This is a genomic window from Providencia vermicola, from assembly GCF_010748935.1.
Taxonomy (GTDB): domain Bacteria; phylum Pseudomonadota; class Gammaproteobacteria; order Enterobacterales; family Enterobacteriaceae; genus Providencia; species Providencia zhejiangensis.
This window is the reverse complement of record NZ_CP048796.1, coordinates 3848203-3871341: the sequence shown is the minus strand read 5'-3', so window position 1 is coordinate 3871341 and position 23139 is coordinate 3848203. Positions and strand designations below refer to the sequence as shown.

Annotated in this window: 16 protein-coding genes, 1 tRNA gene and 1 pseudogene; 6 read left to right on the top strand and 12 right to left on the bottom strand. The window is 36.9% G+C overall.

Annotation, left to right across the window (positions count from 1 at the left end):
• Positions 1 to 169 precede the first annotated feature (169 nt).
• Together lptF and lptG are read left to right on the top strand one after the other, a co-directional pair.
• Positions 170 to 1267, top strand: a complete 1098-nt coding sequence (gene lptF, locus G3341_RS17490; protein ID WP_163863162.1) for an LPS export ABC transporter permease LptF — start codon at positions 170 to 172, stop codon at positions 1265 to 1267.
• A complete protein-coding gene (gene lptG, locus G3341_RS17485; protein ID WP_163863161.1) occupies positions 1267 to 2343 on the top strand; it encodes an LPS export ABC transporter permease LptG in 1077 nt (358 codons plus the stop codon). Before lptF ends, lptG begins: the two co-directional genes overlap by 1 nt.
• 1102 nt (positions 2344 to 3445) lie before the next feature.
• On the opposite strand, the gene ampH is transcribed toward lptG, so the two are convergent.
• The gene (gene ampH, locus G3341_RS17480) at positions 3446 to 4672 is read right to left on the bottom strand and encodes a D-alanyl-D-alanine-carboxypeptidase/endopeptidase AmpH (protein WP_154624861.1); all 1227 of its coding nucleotides are present in this window, start codon (positions 4670 to 4672) and stop codon (positions 3446 to 3448) included.
• 464 nt (positions 4673 to 5136) lie between these two features.
• On the opposite strand from ampH, the gene G3341_RS17475 reads away from it, so the two are divergent.
• Together G3341_RS17475 and G3341_RS17470 are read left to right on the top strand one after the other, a co-directional pair.
• Positions 5137 to 5221 (top strand) — tRNA-Leu (locus tag G3341_RS17475).
• A 406-nt stretch (positions 5222 to 5627) separates the two neighbouring features.
• Positions 5628 to 6852, top strand: a pseudogene (locus G3341_RS17470) (tyrosine-type recombinase/integrase).
• 274 nt (positions 6853 to 7126) lie between these two features.
• Here the strand turns inward: G3341_RS17470 and G3341_RS17465 are convergent.
• Positions 7127 to 7333, bottom strand: a complete 207-nt coding sequence (locus G3341_RS17465; protein WP_163863159.1) for a hypothetical protein — start codon at positions 7331 to 7333, stop codon at positions 7127 to 7129.
• A gap of 580 nt (positions 7334 to 7913) precedes the next feature.
• On the opposite strand from G3341_RS17465, the gene G3341_RS17460 reads away from it, so the two are divergent.
• Positions 7914 to 9605 carry an AAA family ATPase gene (locus G3341_RS17460; RefSeq protein WP_163863157.1) on the top strand — a complete coding sequence of 564 codons (1692 nt, stop codon included), beginning with the start codon at positions 7914 to 7916 and terminating at the stop codon, positions 9603 to 9605.
• A 58-nt stretch (positions 9606 to 9663) separates the two neighbouring features.
• Here G3341_RS17460 and G3341_RS17455 read toward each other — a convergent pair whose 3' ends face one another.
• From G3341_RS17455 to G3341_RS17440, 4 genes are all read right to left on the bottom strand, one after another.
• A complete protein-coding gene (locus G3341_RS17455) occupies positions 9664 to 10530 on the bottom strand; it encodes a DNA adenine methylase (protein WP_163863155.1) in 867 nt (288 codons plus the stop codon).
• Complete coding sequence (locus tag G3341_RS17450; protein WP_163863153.1) at positions 10530 to 12020, bottom strand: ParB/Srx family N-terminal domain-containing protein; 1491 nt, start codon at positions 12018 to 12020, stop codon at positions 10530 to 10532. The genes G3341_RS17455 and G3341_RS17450 overlap by 1 nt, the downstream gene beginning before the upstream one ends.
• A gap of 1070 nt (positions 12021 to 13090) precedes the next feature.
• A complete protein-coding gene (locus G3341_RS17445) occupies positions 13091 to 13300 on the bottom strand; it encodes a helix-turn-helix transcriptional regulator (RefSeq protein WP_163863151.1) in 210 nt (69 codons plus the stop codon).
• A gap of 105 nt (positions 13301 to 13405) precedes the next feature.
• Positions 13406 to 13993 (bottom strand): inovirus Gp2 family protein, encoded by a 588-nt coding sequence (locus tag G3341_RS17440; RefSeq protein ID WP_163863149.1) that lies wholly within the window; start codon positions 13991 to 13993, stop codon positions 13406 to 13408.
• Positions 13994 to 14109: 116 nt separating this feature from the next.
• Here G3341_RS17440 and G3341_RS17435 point away from each other — a divergent pair, with 116 nt between their 5' ends.
• A complete protein-coding gene (locus G3341_RS17435; RefSeq protein WP_163863147.1) occupies positions 14110 to 14562 on the top strand; it encodes an IrmA family protein in 453 nt (150 codons plus the stop codon).
• A 61-nt stretch (positions 14563 to 14623) separates the two neighbouring features.
• Here the strand turns inward: G3341_RS17435 and G3341_RS17430 are convergent, their stop codons facing one another.
• From G3341_RS17430 to G3341_RS17405, 6 genes are all read right to left on the bottom strand, one after another.
• Positions 14624 to 14980, bottom strand: a complete 357-nt coding sequence (locus G3341_RS17430; protein WP_163863145.1) for a cell envelope integrity TolA C-terminal domain-containing protein — start codon at positions 14978 to 14980, stop codon at positions 14624 to 14626.
• A 453-nt stretch (positions 14981 to 15433) separates the two neighbouring features.
• The gene (locus G3341_RS20910) at positions 15434 to 16345 is read right to left on the bottom strand and encodes a PAAR domain-containing protein (protein ID WP_163863143.1); all 912 of its coding nucleotides are present in this window, start codon (positions 16343 to 16345) and stop codon (positions 15434 to 15436) included.
• A 707-nt stretch (positions 16346 to 17052) separates the two neighbouring features.
• Positions 17053 to 17784 (bottom strand): class I SAM-dependent methyltransferase, encoded by a 732-nt coding sequence (locus G3341_RS17420; RefSeq protein WP_163863140.1) that lies wholly within the window; start codon positions 17782 to 17784, stop codon positions 17053 to 17055.
• Between the two features lie 691 nt (positions 17785 to 18475).
• Positions 18476 to 19015 carry a dihydrofolate reductase family protein gene (locus G3341_RS17415; RefSeq protein WP_163863139.1) on the bottom strand — a complete coding sequence of 180 codons (540 nt, stop codon included), beginning with the start codon at positions 19013 to 19015 and terminating at the stop codon, positions 18476 to 18478.
• A 359-nt stretch (positions 19016 to 19374) separates the two neighbouring features.
• Positions 19375 to 20667 (bottom strand): McrC family protein, encoded by a 1293-nt coding sequence (locus G3341_RS17410; protein ID WP_163863137.1) that lies wholly within the window; start codon positions 20665 to 20667, stop codon positions 19375 to 19377.
• Between the two features lie 29 nt (positions 20668 to 20696).
• Entirely contained in the window at positions 20697 to 22736 is a 2040-nt protein-coding gene (locus G3341_RS17405; protein ID WP_163863134.1) for an McrB family protein, read from the bottom strand.
• Positions 22737 to 23139: the final 403 nt, after the last annotated feature.

Below are 23139 nucleotides of genomic sequence, written 5' to 3'. Positions count from 1 at the left end.
CTGGTTTTTCAATAATATTAAGCATGTTCTGATTGGGTAATCAGTATAGAGAATGCTTTTATATCATTCTAGCCATACAATGAGCCAGAGTATATGTTAACAAATGGTAGATATTGAACGAACTTAGCCATTTTCCACCCAAAAGACAAGTTTTCACAGGCGTATAAGCGTGATCATTATTAGATATTTGGTACGGGAGACCCTGAAAAGTCAGTTAGCTATCCTTTTTGTGCTAATGTTGATTTTTTTTAGTCAGAAGTCCATCGATATACTCGGGGCTGCTGTTCAGGGAAATATTCCTTCAGACTTAGTGTTACCGTTACTGGGATTAGGGGTGCCTGAAATGGCACAATTGATCCTCCCTTTGAGCCTATTTCTTGGGCTATTGATGACGTATAGCAAATTGTATACCGAAAGTGAGATCACGGTGATGCATGCTTGCGGATTAGGGAAAAGTGTTCTGGTCAAAGCCGCTCTGGTGCTGGCAACACTTACCGCATTGATCGCGATAGGCAATATTACGTGGATGCTGCCTTGGTCCTCGCAATATCAAGAACGGGTGCTCGCCGACGCGAAGGCGAACCCAGGATTGGCTGCGATGGTTGAAGGGCAATTTAAAACCACCAAAGACCGTAACATCGTACTTTATATCGGCGAAGTCAAAGGTAACGATTTTAAAAACGTCTTCTTAGCGCAATTGCGCGCAACTAATGAACAACGTCCATCGGTGGTCGTGGCGGATAGTGGTCATATGAAAGAAGATGCGGACGGGCGTCAAACCGTAGTGCTTGACGAAGGTACTCGTTATGAAGGAACCGCATTGTTACGTGACTTCCGTATTACGGATTTTAAAAATTATCAGGCGGTTATCGACCATAAAACGAGCGATACCCGTAATGATAGAGTTGAGCAAAAAAATATGCTTGAACTCTGGAAGGCGAACGATCCCGATTCTAATGCCGAATTCCATTGGCGTTTGACGATCGTTTTCTCTGTCGTCGTGATGGCATTAATGGTTGTGCCATTGAGTGAAGTTAACCCTCGTCAAGGTCGAGTATTAAGCATGCTACCTGCCATGTTGCTCTATCTGATTTTCTTCCTATTACAAAGTACATTACGTAATAGTGCAGAAAAAGGCGATGTTGACCCGAAATATGCCATGTGGGCTGTTAACTTAGGTTATCTGGCCTTAGCAATTATCTTAAATATTTGGAATACCGTGCCAATGCGCCGCTTGCGGGTCAAATTTAATAGAGGGGTTGCTTGATGTTTGGTGTTTTAGACAGGTATATAGGTCGAACCATCCTGAACTCTATTTTAATGACCTTGTTCATGCTGGTTTCCCTTTCTGGGATTATCAAGTTCGTTGAGCAGTTGCGTAAAGTCGGGGATGGTGAATATACCACGTTAGGTGCGGGGGTATTCACGTTACTGACCATCCCAAAAGATATTGATATTTTTTTCCCGATGGCGGCATTGCTCGGTGCACTCTTAGGATTAGGTGCATTAGCTTCACGCAGTGAATTAGTCGTCATGCAGGCGTCGGGTTTTACACGTTTGCAAATCGCGCTCTCAGTGATGAAAACCGCGATTCCACTGGTTATTGTGGCAATGTTAATTGGTGAGTGGATTGCTCCAGCGGGCGACCAATGGGCGCGAAACTATCGTGCCGAAAAGATTGTGGGTAACTCATTAGTGGTTACCGATGAAGGTATGTGGGCAAAAGATGGACGTGATTTTATTCATATCCAGCGGGTCACTGATACGACATCGATTCAAGAAGTCTCCATTTATCGCTTTGATGAACAACATAAGCTGACCTCAGTGATGTTTGCTTCAAGCGGAACGTATGACAAGGATAACCAACAGTGGTCACTGTCTCAGGTCGATGAATCTATTTTAAATAATGAGAAAAAAATCACAGGTTCTCAGCGTTTAACATACGATTGGAAAACGAATCTTACGCCTGAAAAACTCGGTATAGTGTCACTTAGCGCGGATTCACTTTCTATTCGAGGGCTTTATCAATATATCGCCTACTTAAAAGAAAGTGGGCAAGTCGCGGCAGTCTATGAATTAAGCATGTGGAAGAAAATATTGGCGCCGTTATCTGCCGCTGTGATGATGTTAATGGCAGTTTCATTTATTTTTGGCCCATTACGGACTGTACCAATGGGCGTTCGGGTTGTTTCTGGGATTGTCGGTGGTTTCTTGTTCTATATCCTTAACCAAGGATTTGGGAACTGGAGTTTGGTTTATTCCGTGCCACCGATCATTGCAGCGCTACTACCTAGCGTCCTATTCCTCGGGATCAGTATTGCCCTGCTGGTGAAACGTAAGTAGCTCCATTTCGAAATCGATAAAACGTTAATAAGCCATCGTATAGCGTTATACGGTGGCTTATTTATGGGTATTAAACGACTCAGTGTTTGAAAACGTCAGGGATAGTGAGATGAGCCATAAAAATTCTCATTTTTATTGTCAGCCTTAAAACACCTGAAGGCCGTTTATGTTAAAAAAACATTCTCTTACTCACCACACATAAAGAGGATATACAAGTTCATGACATGTCTAGCGGCGTTACAAATATCATCTAGTGTGACTCGGTGGGTGTGATGAAACCCTCATCAGGCGTTATGTAAGGCCTCAAAATACCGTTGCCCCAGAGCTCAACTAACAAATGGAATTGCTAGAGGGTGAATAAAGTATATAGCTCTTGATCGGGGTCGCAATTTAAAGCCATTTTTTAGAGGCGGTATTTTATTAAGTTAGCGATAAACCCGTTACTTAGCTCACTTATTTTGGCATGTACTTTATTTTCTTGGGGGAGAGAAAATAGCGGGATTGCCAATAGCGGATTCCATAAGCTTCTCGAGAATCACGTCATAAAGACCCATTCTAGAAAGTGTTAAGTGATTTGCCATTACTTGCACGTTGGAGAGTCATCCGTTCTTCGGTGCTATGGCAATTGGTATTCGTCATTTTGGCAAAGTGCTCACTCGTATTTGCAGTAACCCTGTTTAATCATGTGTTTTAATGATAATTGATGGCATAGGATTCCCCTCTTGAATGATTTATGCCATTAGCATTGTGGGAGTGGGGGAGACTTGCAAAAAGCAATGATGGGTTGTTATACGCTAAGAAGAGCATTAATAAGCTATTAATATGATGCAAAAAAGGTTCGTACTGTGGTGGAGGTGACCACTTGGTGTAATAGCCTTTTATCGGTTGTCATCGTCAACGTGAAAAGGGAATAAAAGCGAGACTTTGTTTGTCTATTTTTGTGGTATTTCAAATACTGTTACCGAGCAAAACTGTTCGGTAACAGTGAACAAAGTTTTATTTATCAACCTATTGCTAATTTAAGAGCCACAAGCTGAACAAAATAGTGTTTTAGGGTTGGGGTGTAACTCGCCAGTGCATTCATTGCGTCGGCGGTACGCTTTCAATGTCTCCCATAAGCATGGTTAGCTGATAATGCAGCGACCATCTCATTCACACCGATCGTTAATTTGCTAAATTTACTGCTATCTTTACGCGTCATCACCACAAAAACACCGATGTTTTGTTGTGGGATCATCGCCATATAGCTATTAAAACCACCGCCACCGCCTGTTTTCTGGTAAATACCGGGTCTACCATTTTGTGGTTTCATATATACCCACCCCAGTCCGAGTCCATCTGCATGGCCCGCAACATCCATGCCTTTAACATCAAGCAGCTTACCTCTTGGAAAATAAATACCTTGCTCGCGTGCTGCTGTGGCTTTTCTTAGGTTTTTATCCGTCGATAAAAATTGCTGCATCCATTTTTGCATATCGGCGGGCGTTGAATAGACTCCGCCACTCCCTGCTGCGGCTAAGGTATTGTGGCATGGGCTGGGTTTTGTTCCCTCCATCAACCTTGCACACTGCGAGGCATTGGGGGTATAGGTGGTTTCCGTCATTTTGGCAGGAGACGTCACATAACGGCTAAATAGGTTAGGGTAGGATTGGCCAGATGCTTTAACCATTGCATCAGCAAGAAGGTCATAGGCAAGGTTTGAATAAGAGGCTTCAGTGCCTGGTGTCGCATCAAGCTTACCATTTTTTAGCCAAGTCCAACGATTGTCTTGGGTTGGCCAAATAAAGACAGGCCTTCCCCATTTACCACCCGGTTGCTCTCTCGGTAACCCACTGGTGTGGCTCGCAAGATGATACAGACGGATAGGTTGCCCACTATTGTTATCAGGAACAGAAACCCCGTGATAGCTATATTGCTGGAGCGGATCAGTGATGAGTAACTTTTTGTCTTGCTCAAGCTTAATCAAAATTTCACTGGTCATGAGTTTTGTAATCGATGCAATACGAACGAGCGAGTGAGGTCCTGGCTTTTTGCCATTACCTGGAGCGGTCTCACCATAATAGCGTGATAATGTTTGGTTATTATCAATGACAATGATAGCCATCCCGCGGGCATCACTTTCGTTAAAAATACGATTCGCATACAGATCGACAATTTTAGCGACACGTTCATAGGTTCTTCTATCACCTTCAAATACTTTCCAGTCGCTAGACTCGGCATCATTATTGCCCTGTAAAAACTTTGGTTGCTTTTCTGTCGTGCTAGAACATGCTGCTAAAACGAGCGACAATGCGGACACTGACAGAATTTTTAGAAATGATTTCTTCATGTTTAGGAGCCAGTCGATATGTAATTTTGCAAATGGTCGAACAGACCAAGGTTATTTTTTCTTTGAGAAGACCTTAATCAAAGCACCGATTAAGATGCCGATGACGAGCCCCGTCGCTATCCAACCTAGAAAACCCATGTGTAAATACCTTTAATAATTCAATAATGTGCATACGCTAACAAAATTTATATAAAGTCGCCAGCAGGCTTGAGGATGCTACTAATTAAATCAAATATTTGACTAAAGTAACATATGTATAGGCTGATAAATAAACAAAAAGCATTAAATAGCCAATAAAGGATATAGAGATTCCGTTTGAAAGAATGCAATCTAATCAGATCTGCAAAGGTAGCCCTGAAGATGCTTTTTTTTTAAGCGAACAAACTGAATAATCAAGATAAATGTTGCTAGTCGAGACAAGGCAAGTATAATAGCCACGTTTTCCAAGAAACACATCACTTCGTGCCGGAGTGGCGGAATTGGTAGACGCAGTTGATTCAAAATCAACCGCCTTCGGGTGTGCCGGTTCGAGTCCGGCCTTCGGCACCATTTAAGTGAAAATAAGACGCTAAAAGGCGTCTTTTTTTATGTCTCAAATTCTCTTTATCACAGCGTTCCTATTCCTATTCCTATTCCTATTCCTATTCCTATTCCTATTCCTATTCCTATTCCTATTCCTATTCCTATTCCTATTCCTATTCCTATTCTAATTCATGGCTGTCGTATCCCCCTTAGAGTGGCGATTAATGTGTCATTATCCTTATGATAATATTGTGATTTTCTCGTTAGAATCTATGATTTTAGTTTGATGGGAGCTATTCATATCATATTCGTTATCTAAGCTTATCCGTCACCTTTGCCTGCTGCTTAGGTGTGCTCTAAATTATTGAGTGTTTATGCTTGCTTTGGGGAGAAGAAGATAAAAAATTTGGCATTAACCAATAGATAGGCTGGCATAACTAATTCAAACGAGAAAGCTTATACGCTAACAAACAGTGATGGTTTATGTCAGTATATTCACCTCAATCGTTCTAGATATTTGCGTTTTCGCTTTGGCAGCAAATAATATTTGATAACCTTTGCTGTATACTCTGAGCCACTCTTTAGTGGATGCGAGAGAAAAAAGGGATGCAGTCAGAAAGCAAGTTGCTTTAGATATCGACCCACGCGAATACAAGAAAGAATTAAAGGAAGAGCAACAAAAGAAGTTTAATACCTTTGATAAGGTTGCTCGTGATTGGTATGTAACCAATAAGAAGTGGTCTGAAGGGCATAGCCACCGAGTGCTAAAAAGCCTTGAGGACAATATTTTTGCTGCTATTGGTAAACGTAATATTGCCGAACTGAAAACTCGCGATCTCCTAGAACCGATTAAAGCCGTAGAGATGTCTGGACGTCTTGAGGTGGCGGCGCGTTTACAACAACGTGTAACAGCCATTATGCGTTATGCTGTACAAAGCGGTTTAATCGACTATAACCCAGCACAAGATATGGCTGGAGCAGTTGCCACTGGTAAACGAGTCCACAGAGCCGCTTTAGAGCTTAAACGTCTACCCGAGTTCTTACAACGTATCGATGATTATAAGGGAAGACCTTTAACTAAACTTGCAGTCAAACTTACCTTGTTAGTCTTCATTCGTTCCAGTGAACTGCGCTTTGCCCGTTGGGATGAAATTGATTTTGATAATGCCATGTGGACGATCCCTGCTGAACGTGAAGCGATAGAAGGGGTTAAACACTCTCATCGCGGATCAAAAATGCGTACCCCTCATTTAGTCCCATTAAGCCGACAAGCTATTGAGATCTTAAAACAGATCTATCAATTCAGCGGTAACCATGAGCTGATTTTTATCGGCGACCACAACCCTAGAAAGCCGATGAGTGAAAACACAGTAAACAACGCATTACGTGTGATGGGCTATGATACGAAGACAGAAGTATGTGGACATGGTTTTAGAACGATGGCATGTAGCTCGTTGATTGAGTCAGGGCTATGGTCGAAGGATGCAGTAGAAAGGCAAATGAGCCATCAAGAGCGCAACTCAGTAAGGGCTGCTTATATTCATAAGGCAGAGCATATTGAGGAAAGGCGACTGATGGTGCAATGGTGGGCTGATTATCTGGATTCGAATAGGAAGAAAGAAATTTCTCCGTTTAGTTTTGCAAAATTGAGTTATTGAGACATGGAAGGGTTATAGGACAATGCTTCCGCTAGGTAATCGGTGGTAAGTATAATTATGTTCAGTATCTGGATGTAAAGAAATCATGCAGCGATATTCAGATTATATGGATTAATTGAAGGAGAATTATTAGTTACACTGTTCTAACTCATTAAATATGTTATATCTTAAAGAAAAGCGGTGATATAGGCTAAATTATTGTCGAATTACCACATTGATATTTCCGAAGTTTTACAAACCTAAGTCTGTCTGAAGCTACGCTATTATAATAGGTTTAATCAGAATCAGAATCAGAATCAGGAACAGGAATAGGAACAGGAACAGGAACAAGAACAAGAACAGTGCTGGCTGGCGGCTGCTTAGCCGGTATTACAGGAAACCTATCTATCTGGTGAGTGATTCGATCCTTTAGTGGTGCTAGTTTTAGTTGTATCTGATAGCGGATATATTCTGCCGTAAAATCATCAGTATTGATGTGCATATTATCCTACGAGAAGGCCATTGGTTCCGTATGCCGATAGTGAGGGATAATTAAATTGCAGATCATATAGATGAACTGTGTGAGCGGAATACCACGCCATCCCACTGTCGAGTGAAGGTAAGCAATGATAATATATACTTAATCGATGGTTCCGGAGGTTGAAATATGTGCTGTAGTGACTGTCATTGGGCTTTAAGCCTCTGATTGGATGCTAGAAATGGAGACTCGGTGGTATTGGATTATGCTATCCCAGCGGCTCAGAGGGGATGACACATTTTGTTGGTGTGGCTCGGTATATAAAGACCAATTGAACTGTAGACTGGTAATACTTAGAAAACAACAGTTCTCCAAAATCAGGAATGGGGAAACTGGCTGTAAAAATAAAAAAATATTTTAGATTAAAAATATCTAGTTTAATAAATAAATGGTTTTTTGTTTCTTAATTTTAAATCTGGTGGTTTTTTATTTTTCATGTGATTGACTTATAAGCTGGAATATATTTTTCACCTTGTTATAGATGGAAAACAATGGTTTTTATATTATAATGTAAAATAACGATTTGATTAAATGAAGAATAAATATGACTAATAAAACTATGGATGATAAATTTAAAAATGCAAGGTCAAAAAAAGAACTAGGATTTTTAGATAATAAAAAAATACCATTGAAATCAATAAAGTCAATATATATAAAAAAATTTAGAAGTCTAAATGATAAAGTAATTGATCTAGGTGAGAATATTACAGTTCTTATTGGTCGTAACGGGACAATGAAAACGACAATAATGGGGTTGATTGCACATCCATTTGCCACAGAATCAAAGGATGCATTTGGAAAACAACTAAAAACTCCAATTAATGAAATATTTAAATTATCTACAAAATATGATATTGGCCCAGATAAATACAATCTTTATTTTGATGTTGGTGCAGATGTGTTTTTAAAGGAAACAGTTACAGTAAGGTTAGCTAAAGATGGTTCAGAAAGACACAGGATTGTTATTTCGGGGCATGAAAGTGGCGATGGAAACTTTACTTACAACACATCATTTCTTAATCTGAAAAGATTATTGCCAATAGTAGATACAGCTGCTGAACCTAATGATAAAGTTAGTCATTTGACGGAAAAAGAGAAGCGACAGCAACGTGACTTTTATGAAACAATTTTATCAAGTATGGATTATAATGATTTTACTGCTGTTTATGAAGTAAATAACAAAACAACATTTGCGCCATGCGGTGATGAAGCTAGATATGATTATGAGGCTATCTCTTCTGGTGAGGATAATTTAGGCGCCATATTCAATAGATTATTAGGTTTTCAGCGTTCGTTCATAGATGATAATAAATGTGGAAATGGCATTTTTTGTATTGATGAATTTGAGAGTGGTTTACATCCAATAGCGCAGTGGAATCTTTTTAATTATCTATTAAAATGGTCTAAGAAATATAAAGTACAGCTAATAATAACAACTCACTCTTTGCATTTAATTCAAAAAATAATTATAAATCATAATGAAAATATAAAAAATAACAAGGTTATATTAAATTTCATAAGCAAGGCAAATGTTGAAAATAACAATTTCAATATAATTAAAAATCCAAGTTACGATATAGCATATAAAGAACTAACATTTGAAGAGCCTGAGGATTTGAATAAGTTAAGAAAGATAAATGTGCTATGTGAAGATAAAGTTGCAATTCATTTGGTGAAATGCCTAATAAAAAATAAAGATATTATCTCTCTTGTTAATTTCGAATGTAATTTAAATAATGATTCAATAAATAAAGGTACTAGCTTTATATTATTATCAAAACTATGTTCTAATTTTTCAGTTTTATTGAATGAATCATTTGTTATTTTTGATGCGGATGTGAAAAATAAAATAGGGAAAATAAAAGATAAAAACACATATATTGTTTTACCCGATAAAGATAATCTGGCGATAGAGAGGAGAATCATTGTTTTTATTTTGGAACTACCTGGAGATGATCCTTTTTTCATTAAATTTAATAAAGAAAAAGAGAGGTTTATTAATGAATTTAAGATGTCAGGGTTTAAGACGTTAAGTCCAAGTGAAATAAAAGATGAAAAAATTGTAAGTATTTCATTATGTAAAAAATGGGCTGAAGGAAATTTATCTGAATTTAAAAAATACATAACACACTATGTTAAAACAATTGATTCTGATGTTTTTCGAAATGATTTCATATCAAAAATAAATGAAATTAATAAGAGGAGAGGGTTGCCAATAATAAATCATTCATTCTGATAAATATTATATATCACTACCTATCATTAAAAGGTAGTGATAAAATAATTACTAATAACTATAGTTTAGTTTTAATTTGATTAAAGGTAATACCAGGCTGAAATTTTGATTTAATCAAGCTCGGAGAGTGAATAATCACCTCAGAACCAATGTATTTTTTTTGAGCAGTATAACTTAACCCAAAAGATTTTGGTAAATACTCAGAATAGATAGAGCATATTTCAGGGGTATCGTCATACGTCACAATCCAAGGATGTTTTATACGTTTTACACTTTCAAATAATCTATAGTGGTCTTCATGTTCAAAGTAATTTTGGTATAAGCCCTTACCTTTAACATAATAAGGTGGATCTATATTTATAAAAGCCTTACCTTCAATCTCTGAAATATTATTATCTATAAATTGAATTGCATCTAAATTAGTTAGCCGTATATTTTTTTCGTACATTGAAATGGATTTTATTTGGTCAATGATTCTGTTTTTATTAAAACGACAATCTAATTTATAATTACCTTTTTGTTCTAAACCACCTATTACTCCGCCTTTAATAATCCCAGAATGGTTAGTTCTGTTCAGAAATAAAGTTGAAAATCCAAGTTCAAGAAGATCACTAGCTCCTTCCCTATATATTTTTCGTTGCTTATGCCATTCGTCAATTGTAATTAAAGTTGAATCAATTAACTGACAAAGTTCATCTGTGCGATATAAAACACTATGCCAGAATGAATAAATCGATTTATCTAAATCATTAATATAAATTTTATCGACATGATTGTTCAATAATAGATACCATGCAATAGCACAACCTCCAGCAAAGGGTTCGACATAAGCTCCTCCCTCAAGGTTGTTTAATTTTATTATATCTAGTACATAGGGGGTTAATTTTGATTTTCCCCCTGGATATCGTAAAGGAGATTTGAACATTAAATATCTCTGAGATTAATTAATATACTAAATAATGGGGATAACATATCCCAAAAACGATTTAGAAATTGAGGTTCTACCTTATGTATTTTGACACCATGAATATATTCATTCAATGTGTTTAAACTATAATCATTACCATGATGTAAAAGTTGATCAATCACCTTGTTAGCATCCCGATCATTAATAAACCCCCCTCTTAAAATACTCAATTTTTGCAATAGCTTGACATCATTATAGCTTTTTTTCTCTCGTTTGGCCAGATCATGTTGAAGCTCATTACTAGTCACATATTCATCTACTGCTAATTCAAGAAAAATTCGTATTGCTGCAGCTGAAACATTTGGATATGAATTTACTGGTAATTTTTGAAGTTCCTCAAATAATGCTTTTAATTTATAATTTTTAACATGAATATCATGATATTTATCAGTTAGTTGACGCCTTTTGGGATTTCCCTTAAGGAAGGGTTTTCTATCTTCATCTCCCTTGGGATTTCTTTTTTCATTTTCGCCTTCAGGTATATTATCAGCTGTTGGCTTGGGGGGGGCTATAGTTTTAGGGGCGGTTTTGTCATGTAAAGAAAATACTTTTGGCAAAGAATCAAAGATCTCTTGAAAATGAGAATCAATACTTCTAGTATTGACAGCGTATCCGAGCTTATTATTTTTATTAAGCATTAATTTCAAAAATTCTGCATATGCCAGGTAAAAACTTTGGGGCTCCGCATTAATTGAAACTCCATCTTCTGAAAAATTTATATGCCATGCCTCTCTCACTTGGCTATTTCCAAACCATCGTTCTAATATTGTCATACTTAGGCGATGACTAAGTATTAATGTTTTCTCCTCTTCAGTTAAATATACTGTCACCTCTGGTTTTGTTGCTATATCACGAATTTTAACATAGCGTAATGCTTCAATAATAGCTGCTCGTTTGAAACCACTTTGCCTAATTGTTTCTTCTATATTTTGTTCAAGACTATCATATAACCTAATGATAAATCTTTGCTGTTGTAAACGTTGCCATCTTATTTGGTGACTTGCATTCGAATGACGTTGAAGAATGTACCATTGCGCATCGTTGAATGATGGTGCGACACAAACCCTTATTTTTTCTATACTATCTCGATCTATTTTTCTTGATAGCTTAATAACAGTTTTACGAATTGCGATTGGTGCTTTTTCTGGTGAGCGGAGTAATTTTAGTGCCATTACGCGGCGATTCCCTTCAGCCACTAGAAAGTTGTTGTTTTCATCCTGCCAAACAACAATAGGGTCAAATGACAGAAAACCTCTATCTGATATGGAACTGAGTAAATCAAGAAAATCCTGTTCGTCATTTTTGTCTGATATTAACTCTTCTACATAATCCCTAACGGTAATTAATTTATTCGATGGATCAAGCCGTGGATTATTTTGCCATAGCTTTAGATTGTCAACAGAACGTAACACTCTGTTTTCATACCATTTATTTTTATCTTTCTTCATTTAATTTAATCCGTAATTCATTTTTTAATAATTAAAAAACATATTTATAAATTAATTTAATATTTTATTGAGCTACTTTATCATCAAATAGTTAAGTTAAAAACAGAGTATAGAAAGATAAATATTGTAGTGTGAATACTTAAGACTTAGTTCCTTGTGCGCAACTCCATTTATATCAGGGTTAGTACACTTCCTGGTCGGTAGATAGCCAATGTCCATAGTTCATTATGTGAAATAGTCTTGGCTGGATTTTTCTAGTGTGAACGCCAGCTTTTAATAATCTGCGGATATGTTATATCCCAGAAGGCTGCAGTTAATGCTTTGACGTCCTTCGATAGCACGTATCTTAGGCTATTTTGCACCAGATAGAGGATACATAGCTGTTATATGGGGCTGAAAATAGACGCTGTTTATAGAGTCTGGGAAGCCATTAAAGTCATCTATACTAACGACAAGGATACCCTGAAAGCTACGTTTTTGAGCTTGGTCAGCGTGTAGACTATAATTTATTTATTTTCAACTAGCTAATGCTAGCGGGTCTTTTCTAACCTTAAGTATTGACACCTAGGTGATGAGTAGTCTTGTATATTACACTGTCGTTATGACAGAGTTTCACCACAATACGGTTCATATTCAGGGTATTCAGCCAATCGTCTAACGGAAAACCCAGCATCAAATCATACTAGCATACCACATGCACTCACTAAGTAGAGTGCCCTCCAGCATTAGATGGTAATGCAGTAGACGGTCACCAACAACTAAGCTGATGCGATGTTAGCTTGAGCAGATATCGGCTCAGGGAACGTTCTACCGTGGATTGAACGGTACAGGCATAGAGCGGGTGTGCTGTCGATGCCAGGAAAGCGTATATCTGCTAGCATCTGCTGGACTATTCTTGATATAGGGGTGTTAGATGCAGCGATTGATAGTGAATTTAGTAAAGCCATTTAGCCTGTATTGATAACGGCGTAGCAATGTCTCATGTTTGGCATGATATTTTTTCATAGTGGCATTTCCGAAGTGGTTTAAATGGTGGAGTAGTTAGAGCAGAGAGGGTAGTAGTGTGGTGGTTATGCTCTGGATTCGGCAATACGTGCTTGTAACCAATCTTCAACTTCACTCTTTAACCAGCGAGAGCTACGTCCTAGTTTTATTGGTTTAGGAAACTCCCCATCTTGGATCAATTTATAAAACCATTTATCTGTTAGTCCGGTTAAACGGGTTATAAATTTCATATCAACGCATTGGTCATCTAATAAGGGAATCGCTTGAGTGCTCATTATTGAACTCCTGTCTTTAAAGTTAAAAGGCAGAAGGGATATCGATAAATGTTTAGGGATATCTCTCTTCCAAAAGATATCCCCCTCATGTTTTTTATTAGTAGATTAACGGCTGCATCCAAAAGAACGCTCACCATCACCATAATATTTTGTATGTTCTTTGGTTAAGTAACGACAGCGTTGGTTTAATTCGAATATCGTACTTTCATTGTTGGCATTATTGTTATCTAGCCAAGTAACTGCATTGTCTGGGATATGAACTAAATAACGCTCGTCAGGGTGGTTAACACCTATGGCGTTACACCATGCCTGCTGTATGAATACATAGAGCGTCCCTTCGGTTTTAATAAAGTCGCCAAGACCCCAATAGACATCTTTATTTAATAGCAAAATTACATGGTAATGTTTTTTGTTGTTTATCTCACCAAACTCTCTGACCCATACATAAAACAAGGGGCATGAATGGTTACGTTTCCATGCTTTATTTTTACGTTTTAGGTCAGCATCTATTTTTGCTTTTAAGGATTCGAAGAATCGTGTGATAACTCTGGAGTCGCTAAAATAAAATATATCTTCTGATGGGAATCGCAAGTCAACGCGGATAGCTGTAATACGATTACATGTTAAGAGTGATTTACGAATAGTGTGGTTTATCTTCTGAATGTAATGCTCGTTGTGGGTGTTTCTAGACATGATTGATACCTTTGGTTGGTTTTATTTAATATCTAGAATGGATGCTGTTAAAAATAAGAATTCATCACTTTATAAAAATGATGAACATATGAATTATGTGAGTCAGTGACAGGGTAATGAATAAGATAAAAAGTGTATATGCGATAGGACTATTGGCAGTTAGTGCATTTAGTTTGGCTGAAGAACAACAGCGTTATGCGAACACCACACATACGAGCTCAAATTTTATTAACCAAGGCTGCTGTGGTTATTCATTTACCCTCGATAATGGCGGTAACCATATGGTTCTCGACCACGCAGAGTTTGGTGCTTTTGAACCAACGCTGCGAATGAAAGATGGACAAGAAAAAGTATTAGGGGATACGGTACTGGAAGTGGAGCCTTTTGGCGATTCTAGCGCCCCTCGTGCTACGTTTGCAAGATTGGAAATTCCTTGTGAAGATGTTGCTGAATTTGAAGTCGTTAGAGTGGTGAAAGATCAGAACGGGCGTAAAGTTGAGTCACTGATATCGATCTTTCAGGCCAATAATCCAAGGTTGGCTAAGGTTTCGGTGGCGAAAAGTAAGTAATAATTGGTTTATATGACCCGATGTTAACTGCTAAGTTAGCATCGCATTAACATTATGATTATTATGGACGAAGGATAATACTAAACACATTTTTATCCGATGTTAAGTCGTCTTCTGGAGTGGGTGAAAATTGTGTTTTTTCAATTAGTTCCATACCTCTAATGCATAGATTTTGATCATTGTTACTATTTTTCTCATTAGGGATAGCTGAAATTAATTTTCCATCGTCATTGAGAGTAATTTTAATTTCGCACTCTTTTCCCTTATAAAGGTCTACATCATAAAACCGACTTTGAATGGATTTTTTTAAATTTGAAGCATAAATATCCATTGGATGCTTATTAGCTGCGGCTGCGTTTAAATAAGCAGGAAAAAGAATGACAAAAAAAAGAATGTAATTTTTTAAATTAATGATCATTTAATCGCTCTATATTTAATAAAAACAGTTTACTTCAACATTTTACGAAGTAAAAAATCAGCTGCATATGCAACTATAGGAATTAAAAATACACCATGTATTATATAAGATGTCATGAACATGTGGCCAAGTACTCCAGTGATTGAACCACTACTGGAGTACTGATTTGGATTGGCAATATAAATATTAAAGTACCAAGTAATTACAGAAAATATGTACGGTAGAGCTATGTAAAATAAAAAACGATAGCCATTATTTATCTTACTTTTGATGCATAAAAAGAATAAGGGGGCTATAGATAAAAGGTAAATAGCAAAAATGATACTCAATAAGGTTTGATGTTGAAATATAGGCACTGTATTCATTGCCTTCGGATACAGCCTGAAAAAAAACTCATGAACCATTTCAAGGTAATAAAATAAAATACCTAAAGATAATGAGATATAGGATATTTTAGTAGGCACCTGATATCACCCCACCACGGCTAGGGTAGTAAATATCCAATAGTTGTTTTTTTAGTTCCCAAGGCGAACGTAGCCAAAAAGGCTCTTCCAACTTACTAAAAATTCCGCCACTTTCATGTAACACCGTATAAATACGTTTGGCACATTCCATGATCCCAGCACCACCATATTCAAAGACTAAATTACGTAGGAGTTCTGCTTGTTGTTCAGGTATAACAAATTCAATTATAGCAATATCTTCACCATCGTCTCTCTGGTAAGCTAAATAATCATCCCAATCATAATTTGGGTATTCAAAAAATTCTCCTGAACCCCGGTGTATAGTTACCCCATCTTCACATTGTCTTTTGTAACATCCAGTATATGAGCCTGCAGGGTCATATAACAAAGAACCTTCGCCTTCACCAATAACCAACCCAACATGGCCTATCCATTCGTTGTTTATCATTACATATATTTTGACAGGATTTTCAATGAGTGAATCATTGATTGGGTTTGGATTGGTGATAACGGGAATATTTAAATTATTACTAAAAACATTATTAACAGTTGATGGCGGCTTAGGTGTTGTTATTAGCTGCTTTTGTTCAGTTTCAACGAAAGATCTTGCTTTGGCTGGCTCATCTTCTTTACTGTAGCAATCAGTGATGGAGTTTATCAGTCTTGCTTTGCATGGGCAGGAGCTAAAGCTATCCAGTGTCCCAGCCATCATTCTACCATTACCCCATACATTGCTAACGCCACCAAGTATGTTGTATGTCCCAGAATGCTTTCCACAGGTAACTAGATCGCCCTGACGTGCAGCAGATCTTCCATGAAATATAAAGGTATTATCACCGGTTAAAATCTGACCGCCACATGTTGTTTTATCGCCAACTCGTAAAAAATATCCTATCGGCATGCCTGTCCCTAAACGTAACTGAACTTAAGTTAAATGTTATTGTTGACCAGTGTTAAGACATTGACAAGTTATTTTTAACAATTACTAAGGATTACAATTAATAAGAGTAGGGTGTTAGTATTTTAATAATGTCCAACAGGAAGGATAAAAATGGTATTATGTCAGAAGCTTATGTAAGAGAGGGAGTGGTGCTAATTAATTTAGTTCTCAAACCTCAAACCACCGAGTATACATTTAAGTATACAAGAAATTATCTGTAAATTTATATCAATTAAAAATAATGTATTACCTATTAAAAGCGAGTCCGGCCTTCGGCACCATTTAAGTGAAAATAAGACGCTAAAAGGCGTCTTTTTTTATGTCTCAAATTCTCTTTTCGTAGTATGTAATTACGTTAACTTGTCATAACGTAATTTATTCAATACATCTTCTCTCGAGTTGAATATATCTTTTAATAACAATTATGCTTTTAGTTACCAAAAAAGAGTTTATTTCCATGCCTCCAGCATCTCCTTGGTTTTGGCGCTTGGAAGACAATATATTCTTTTCAAAAATGGTATTAACCGTTTCTCTCGGTAAGTTCCCAAAGTGCCGTTTTGAATTTTTACTTCATATCGACACCCTGTAGTCAATCGCAACCAATATGTTGGCATTGAACAAAGCACCATACTGATTAAATAATCGTAACCAATGTACACTGCTTACAATTAGCGATATGCGCTTAATATTAAAAAAGGTGCATAACGATTAAAAATGGCTGTTTCTGGCCTATCTATAAGTGCTGAGTCTATGACTTTAGGCTCTTTTAAAGCATCGAGGGTAAACCCTGCACCAAGCAGCCCAGTGATATAACTTTCTAATGTTCTATGATATTTAATAACATCCTCAACAAACCATGTAGTGTGGCGTATTGATTCATTTTGGTAGTTATCAACGGGCATACAGACAAATTCACCATTTATATTTTTCATAAATGATGATGATTTCGCAGTACACATTGGGTGTTCGACCGAAAAGATAAATTTCCCACCTGGTTTGAGGTGTGAATATACCTCTTTGGCAAGTTGATTAAAATTAGCAACGTAATGAATCGCGAGAGAGGAAATCACTAAATCAAAACTTTCTTGAAACTTAGGAAGATCAGTCATTGAGGCATGAATATATTCAATATCGTCAGTGTGTGTGATGAGCTTTGCTTGCTCAATCATGTTTGCAGATAATTCAACGCCATAAACTTTTTTGGCTCCCATGCTATGGGCATAGCGAGCAAAATCACCGAATCCACTCCCTAAATCAAGAACAATTTTATCCGTTAAATCCGGTAGTAACACCCTTAGCGCGGGTTCTTCCATTATTCCATTCAGACCCGTGTCATTCATTCTTAAGCTTTTGTACTTCTCAAAGAAAATTGGATTATCATAGATATTCTGTTCAGACATAGTCATATAATTCCTAAGTGATCCTCAATTTGAAATCATAACGTTCAATCGATTGCGATAAGCTATATTTAGGTCATTTCAATAATATAATGAGGTGGCACTTTTGTTCGCACTTTTTGTGTTATATAGGTATGGCTTAACAATATTTTAGAACTCTAGGTAGAGAAAAATGCTCAGAGAGCAATACTTGAGTTATTTTATGTTGTGTTTCTTGTATGAATAGCAATAGGTTATAAAAGTTAAAAATGCCTAGACTGCACTCGTCAAATTAAACTTATATCTGATATTAGTCAGTTATAATGTGTGATAGTGTATTTTATAATGAAAAATAAGCAAATACTCCTATGATTCGTTAACTGTTTTTAAGATAATAAACGTGTCGTTAAAGTTATCGTTGAAGTATAGTTTCATATTGTTAATATATTTGATTGGCTTTCGGATTAAAAAGAATGCAAAGAGTCATATTCTATGATGAAACAATATATAGATAAGATCAATCACCAGAAATTATAATAAGCATATTAGAAAAATTACCAGTATGGAAAATTTAATGTTTTAATTAAAAGACAAGGCTTGGTGTTTTTCATACTCCATAACTGACTATAATTAATCCAATAGACTATAAGCGATAGAAGCGCGTGAGGTATGAAAAACTATACCCTATTTAGAAAAATATATGTTCACTACATCATTATTTCCGCTGGCGATACCATGTATTTTTAACCATGTAGTCAAAATAACGTTCTGATTTAATATGAATAAACTGCAATGGTTCTTTTACATGCCCAAATAATGGCGTGCCGCCACCTAATAGTATCGGTACAGTTGTAATTATCATTTCATCGATTAAATCTTCTACAAGACATTGTTTTGCTGCGGAGCCTCCATCGATATAAAGGGTGTGAAAGCCTGCACGATGTATTGAGTCTATTACGCCCGTTATATCACCCCGTACAAGATGTATCGCTTTTCCTATGAGTTTTTCTGGTATTGCTTTCATTGAGTTTGACAAGACAAATACGGGTTTATTGTATGGCCATTCACCATCAAAATTACATACAGTTTCAAATGTATTTCGTCCCATGACAACAGCATCAATTCTTTGCATAAACGCTGAAAAGCCCATATCATCTTGTTCAGGATTAGGAACGGAAAATAGCCAATCTAACAGATTATTTGCATCAGCAATATAGCCGTCTAGGCTGGTTGCTATATAGATAATATTACGCATAGTACTTTCCTTTAAAATAATAATCAGTTCAAAATAGTTGGCGTTATTCTCTACTATTAGTACCTTAACGTTTACTTAGGGATCAATATAAATTAGTTGCTGATGTCCCAATAGAGCACTTAAGAAACCAAGGGTTCACATATTGATTGATTTATAACCAATAGTTATAAAATGTTGTCATAAAATATGACTCTGTAGAAGATTTTGTTGGGTAAAATAAAAATCACTTTGATATTTTCATTTTTTTAGCTACGGAGTTTAAATAATTTTATTAAAGATAAATGAATTCAAGGGATGGTAGATGAGTTTTCGTAATCAGAGAAAAAATAATAATCTATCTATATTGAAATAGATTAAGTTTATTTAATCAGATTACAGCTCTTATCTGGCCACATCATTCTTTGGCCTGCTTTTTCTGTAATCTGATATGGTACAACCCATAATCTCAAGGTATCTGAAAAAGCAAAATGTTGTTGTATTGGTTGACTAAAATCATCATGTGCTGGATAGATTAAATACATCTCACCTTCTCCATTAAGATATTTTTGTCCATAGGCAAACATTTGGTAGAAGTCCGATTGTGATAGCCCATATAGCGATTTTTTTCTTTGTTTGCAATTTATTAACTTCCATTTAGTGTCCATCACTATTTTAGCTTTAACAGGCTGGCGTGATTGAATTAGCAGGTCTGGGCGAAGTTTAAAACAGTTATTATTGCCATGTGTTACTAAGGAATAACTGCTTACTTGTGCTGCAATTTTAAATTCCGGAGGCAATTCATTGTGGATGGTTTGTGCAACAAAAGCCTCAAATATTGCTTCCATAGGAAATAAAAGTGATATTGCTTTAACATTTCCTTGTAAAGAGGTTGGGCTCATTCCCCTGAGAATTAATTGTGCCCAAATGAGTGGTTCATGGTAATGAGCCATGCCGCGTTCCAAGCGTAGGCTATTTATATCGCTTTCAATATCACGACTCAGTGGAATACCGTCAAAAGCAAAGCGTAATTCGTAAAGCCAGCGTTGATTCTCTGATGATAATTTTAAACTAACCAACGCATTTAGTGCGGAGTGTAAAAGCCGATTGGCTGCGCAATCAGGCATGTATTCATCATACTCAATACAAAATCTATGACGATTCACTATGTTATGTCGTAATTGTTCTGAAAGAATTAACTTTCCTTTCATATATGACGAGTTATTTTGCTCACTTACATAATTTGAACGTAAACCTTGTTTAATTAATAGGCTAACGCTATACAAAAATTGGTGGATAAAAATTTCAAGCAGCGGTGTATGTTGAGTTTGTAGCGTTGTCTGTTGTGTTCGAAGGTGTCGAAAGTTAGGAAGATGGCTTAACATTGTAAGAAAGGCTTCTCGTGCACTCTTACTCGTGAGGTTTTTACCAATTTTAGGTAATATCTCAAGCTGTGTGCCGTGAGGTGTATATAAGACTCCAGCGTAGTTTTGTACCTGAAGTAATTTAAAACCTGAGCGTGAAGTCAATTTGAATAATTTGCTTCCTTGAGGAGTTGCTAAACTCAGTTGCTCTAAATAATCAAAGAGTTCTGGATGAAGTATTCTCACGCCAGTAGGCGATGATTTTTCTCTTCCTAAAAGGTCATACTCGAAAATAGAAATGACTTCATCCATATATTTCTAGCCTACTTATAAAAAGGGGATTATTGTGGTTGATAAATTGCTTTATAGGCTTGTGGGGTATCCCAAATTTCCTGATCAAATGCCTCTAATTCATATGTTGTTAATTGCTGAATATGGCTTCCTAATGGATGATCGCTACCAAAAAGCGTATCTAAATCGTTATTTTTTTCAATGACGAATTGTAAATGCTCCTCAGATTTTTGATTATCAGCAAGTACTAATCTAATCTTGCTCCAGTCATCGAAGAAATATTCCTGCAAGAGAGGGATAATTTTATTCTGAAATACCCACTTTAATTGTTCAAATGCGGAATCTTCATCGTGAGTATCGAGTGCTTTTTTTACGGGTATAAAGAATGCATGCCCTAATGTGTGTTCTCTATCATAAAGTGCTTCGATACGGCTGTTAAGTCTTTCTAGCAAAGGCTCAAGTTCAATACCTTTAACTTTTATATCACTTAATAAAGATAGGTCAGGCATCATTTCAATAAAGTCAAAGCGGCGGCGTAAAGCCGTGTCCATCATAGCTAAAGAACGATCTGCGGTATTCATGGCTCCAATAATATCAACATTGGCGGGAACACTGAAATGAGCACGGCTATAAGACAGTTGCAGGCTCATGGCATTGAGCATGCCAGCCCGTTTGTCCACTTCAATGAGCGAGATCAGTTCACCAAAAATTTTGGAAATATTGCCGCGATTGATTTCATCAATGAAAATAGCATAGCGATGCGCTGGGTCGGCATTGGCGCGTTGACATAGGCGCATAAAGATACCCGGCTCAATAGGGTAAGAGATGTTGCCATTTTCGTCAGAGCGAGGGCGGATACCTTCAATAAACTCTTCGTAGCCGTAAGATTGATGAAAAGTAACCACAGCAAAACGTTGGATGGCTTCCTCAGGTTTAGGGCCATGTTTAAGCTCGGTGTAAAGTGCGAGCAAATCCTCTACTTGTTCGAGCTGTGCATCAATTAGCAGCCACTCGCTATTATCTGTTTTATTAAATATCGCAGGTTCACGCCGATTCTTATAATCAACGGTTAATGATTCGGGAACGGTATAGGCTTGCAAAGTAGCCCAAGCTGTATTTGATAAATTGCTATTACGGTCATTTAATAATGCTTTACGCTGAAACCATGTATGTTCAATAAGTTGGCGCACTTTTGCGCGTTTATTAAGATCAAGCAACACTAACGTTATTACCTGCATCCAGTTTAATGGCTCAAGGCGAGAATCCAGCCAAGCATCGCGGTCGGCTGGTATAGCATGAGAGGTGTACTCTTTCATTTTTTGCTGCAATGTGTAAGTCTTACCTGTGCCTGGTGGGCCAAAGTAGATCACGTTAGTTGGTTGATGTGAAAGGGTTTTAGTGGTGTTGGGTTCATGACTGGCGGTTAATCGGGGGGTAGGTACCGTTTTCTTTTTTTGTTGATTATCACGTTCACGGAGCAACTCATAGAGATGCCAAGTAGCCATATTCACGTAATAAGGATCTATATTGGGAGATTGTGCGTGGATAGCTTGCTTCAATTCGTGGTTTTTTTGTAACCAATTTCCCTTCAGTACCAAACCGAGGTGAAATTGCTTATTAAGGAAATCTGCTGTTTTAGAAAACGCATTTTCGTCCACTGTGCTGGTGCAGATTTCGGGTGAAAAGGCGGCAAATACACGATTTTTTAAGCTCCAGTACATACGCTTAAATTGCCCATTTTTTTTGGCCTCTTGCAGAGCATCGTTGACGTATTGGTAGGTTGCTTCATCTGGCTGCTGACGAATGCGCTCAGTGAGCTCTCTAAGTAGTGGGAGATTCTGTTCGTATTCAACTAAAGATGGAACACCTTGTTTAATACTCGCAATACCATTACTACGTTCATACCATAGTCGTTTTAGCAAATCATCGGTTTCAGGCATCAAGAATGTTGGCGTTTTCTGTAGCTGTGCTGTTAATTCTCGGTATCGTTTATTCCACTTTGACAGAGAATAGTTTTTATCTTTTGCCAAAGTGTTAATCAATTCACTTAGAGTCAGCTTACCCGCCTCAACATTATCCACAAGAGCCATTGTGATGTTTCCTTTACTATGTGATACGACTGATTATTTAAATTTTTACTTTTATTTTTAGTTATTTGATTCTAATACAATCAGTTAATCTTACTAGTAAAATTAACTGATTGTATTATTTTTTTAAGTGTCCAAGAAAAGTTTTTAGATAAATTAATTCAACGCGTATTGCTGCTTGGTTTTTAATCATTAAAATAGATTCACATAGTGCCCCCTTAATTTTTTGCAGAATATCTTAGAAAACGGGGTGGTTTAACGCTTGAGTGGTGGATGATTTTATAGTTATCACTATGCCATCTATCTAATTTAAGTAAAAAATTATCGGTTTGCTCACTTAAGCATTCATCGTGTAATGAACGACTAAAACGAGTTCAGTATAATTTAGCTATTTTTTAGTATATGT

Coding starts and splice junctions, on each gene's coding strand:
- lptG (WP_163863161.1), top strand. CDS start 1,267: ATGTTTGGTGTTTTAGACAGGTATATAGGTCGAACCATCCTGAACTCT.
- ampH (WP_154624861.1), bottom strand. CDS start 4,672: ATGAAGAAATCATTTCTAAAAATTCTGTCAGTGTCCGCATTGTCGCTC.
- G3341_RS17465 (WP_163863159.1), bottom strand. CDS start 7,333: ATGCACATCAATACTGATGATTTTACGGCAGAATATATCCGCTATCAG.
- G3341_RS17460 (WP_163863157.1), top strand. CDS start 7,914: ATGACTAATAAAACTATGGATGATAAATTTAAAAATGCAAGGTCAAAA.
- G3341_RS17455 (WP_163863155.1), bottom strand. CDS start 10,530: ATGTTCAAATCTCCTTTACGATATCCAGGGGGAAAATCAAAATTAACC.
- G3341_RS17450 (WP_163863153.1), bottom strand. CDS start 12,020: ATGAAGAAAGATAAAAATAAATGGTATGAAAACAGAGTGTTACGTTCT.
- G3341_RS17445 (WP_163863151.1), bottom strand. CDS start 13,300: ATGAGCACTCAAGCGATTCCCTTATTAGATGACCAATGCGTTGATATG.
- G3341_RS17440 (WP_163863149.1), bottom strand. CDS start 13,993: ATGTCTAGAAACACCCACAACGAGCATTACATTCAGAAGATAAACCAC.
- G3341_RS17435 (WP_163863147.1), top strand. CDS start 14,110: ATGAATAAGATAAAAAGTGTATATGCGATAGGACTATTGGCAGTTAGT.
- G3341_RS17430 (WP_163863145.1), bottom strand. CDS start 14,980: ATGATCATTAATTTAAAAAATTACATTCTTTTTTTTGTCATTCTTTTT.
- G3341_RS20910 (WP_163863143.1), bottom strand. CDS start 16,345: ATGCCGATAGGATATTTTTTACGAGTTGGCGATAAAACAACATGTGGC.
- G3341_RS17420 (WP_163863140.1), bottom strand. CDS start 17,784: ATGTCTGAACAGAATATCTATGATAATCCAATTTTCTTTGAGAAGTAC.
- G3341_RS17415 (WP_163863139.1), bottom strand. CDS start 19,015: ATGCGTAATATTATCTATATAGCAACCAGCCTAGACGGCTATATTGCT.
- G3341_RS17410 (WP_163863137.1), bottom strand. CDS start 20,667: ATGGATGAAGTCATTTCTATTTTCGAGTATGACCTTTTAGGAAGAGAA.
- G3341_RS17405 (WP_163863134.1), bottom strand. CDS start 22,736: ATGGCTCTTGTGGATAATGTTGAGGCGGGTAAGCTGACTCTAAGTGAA.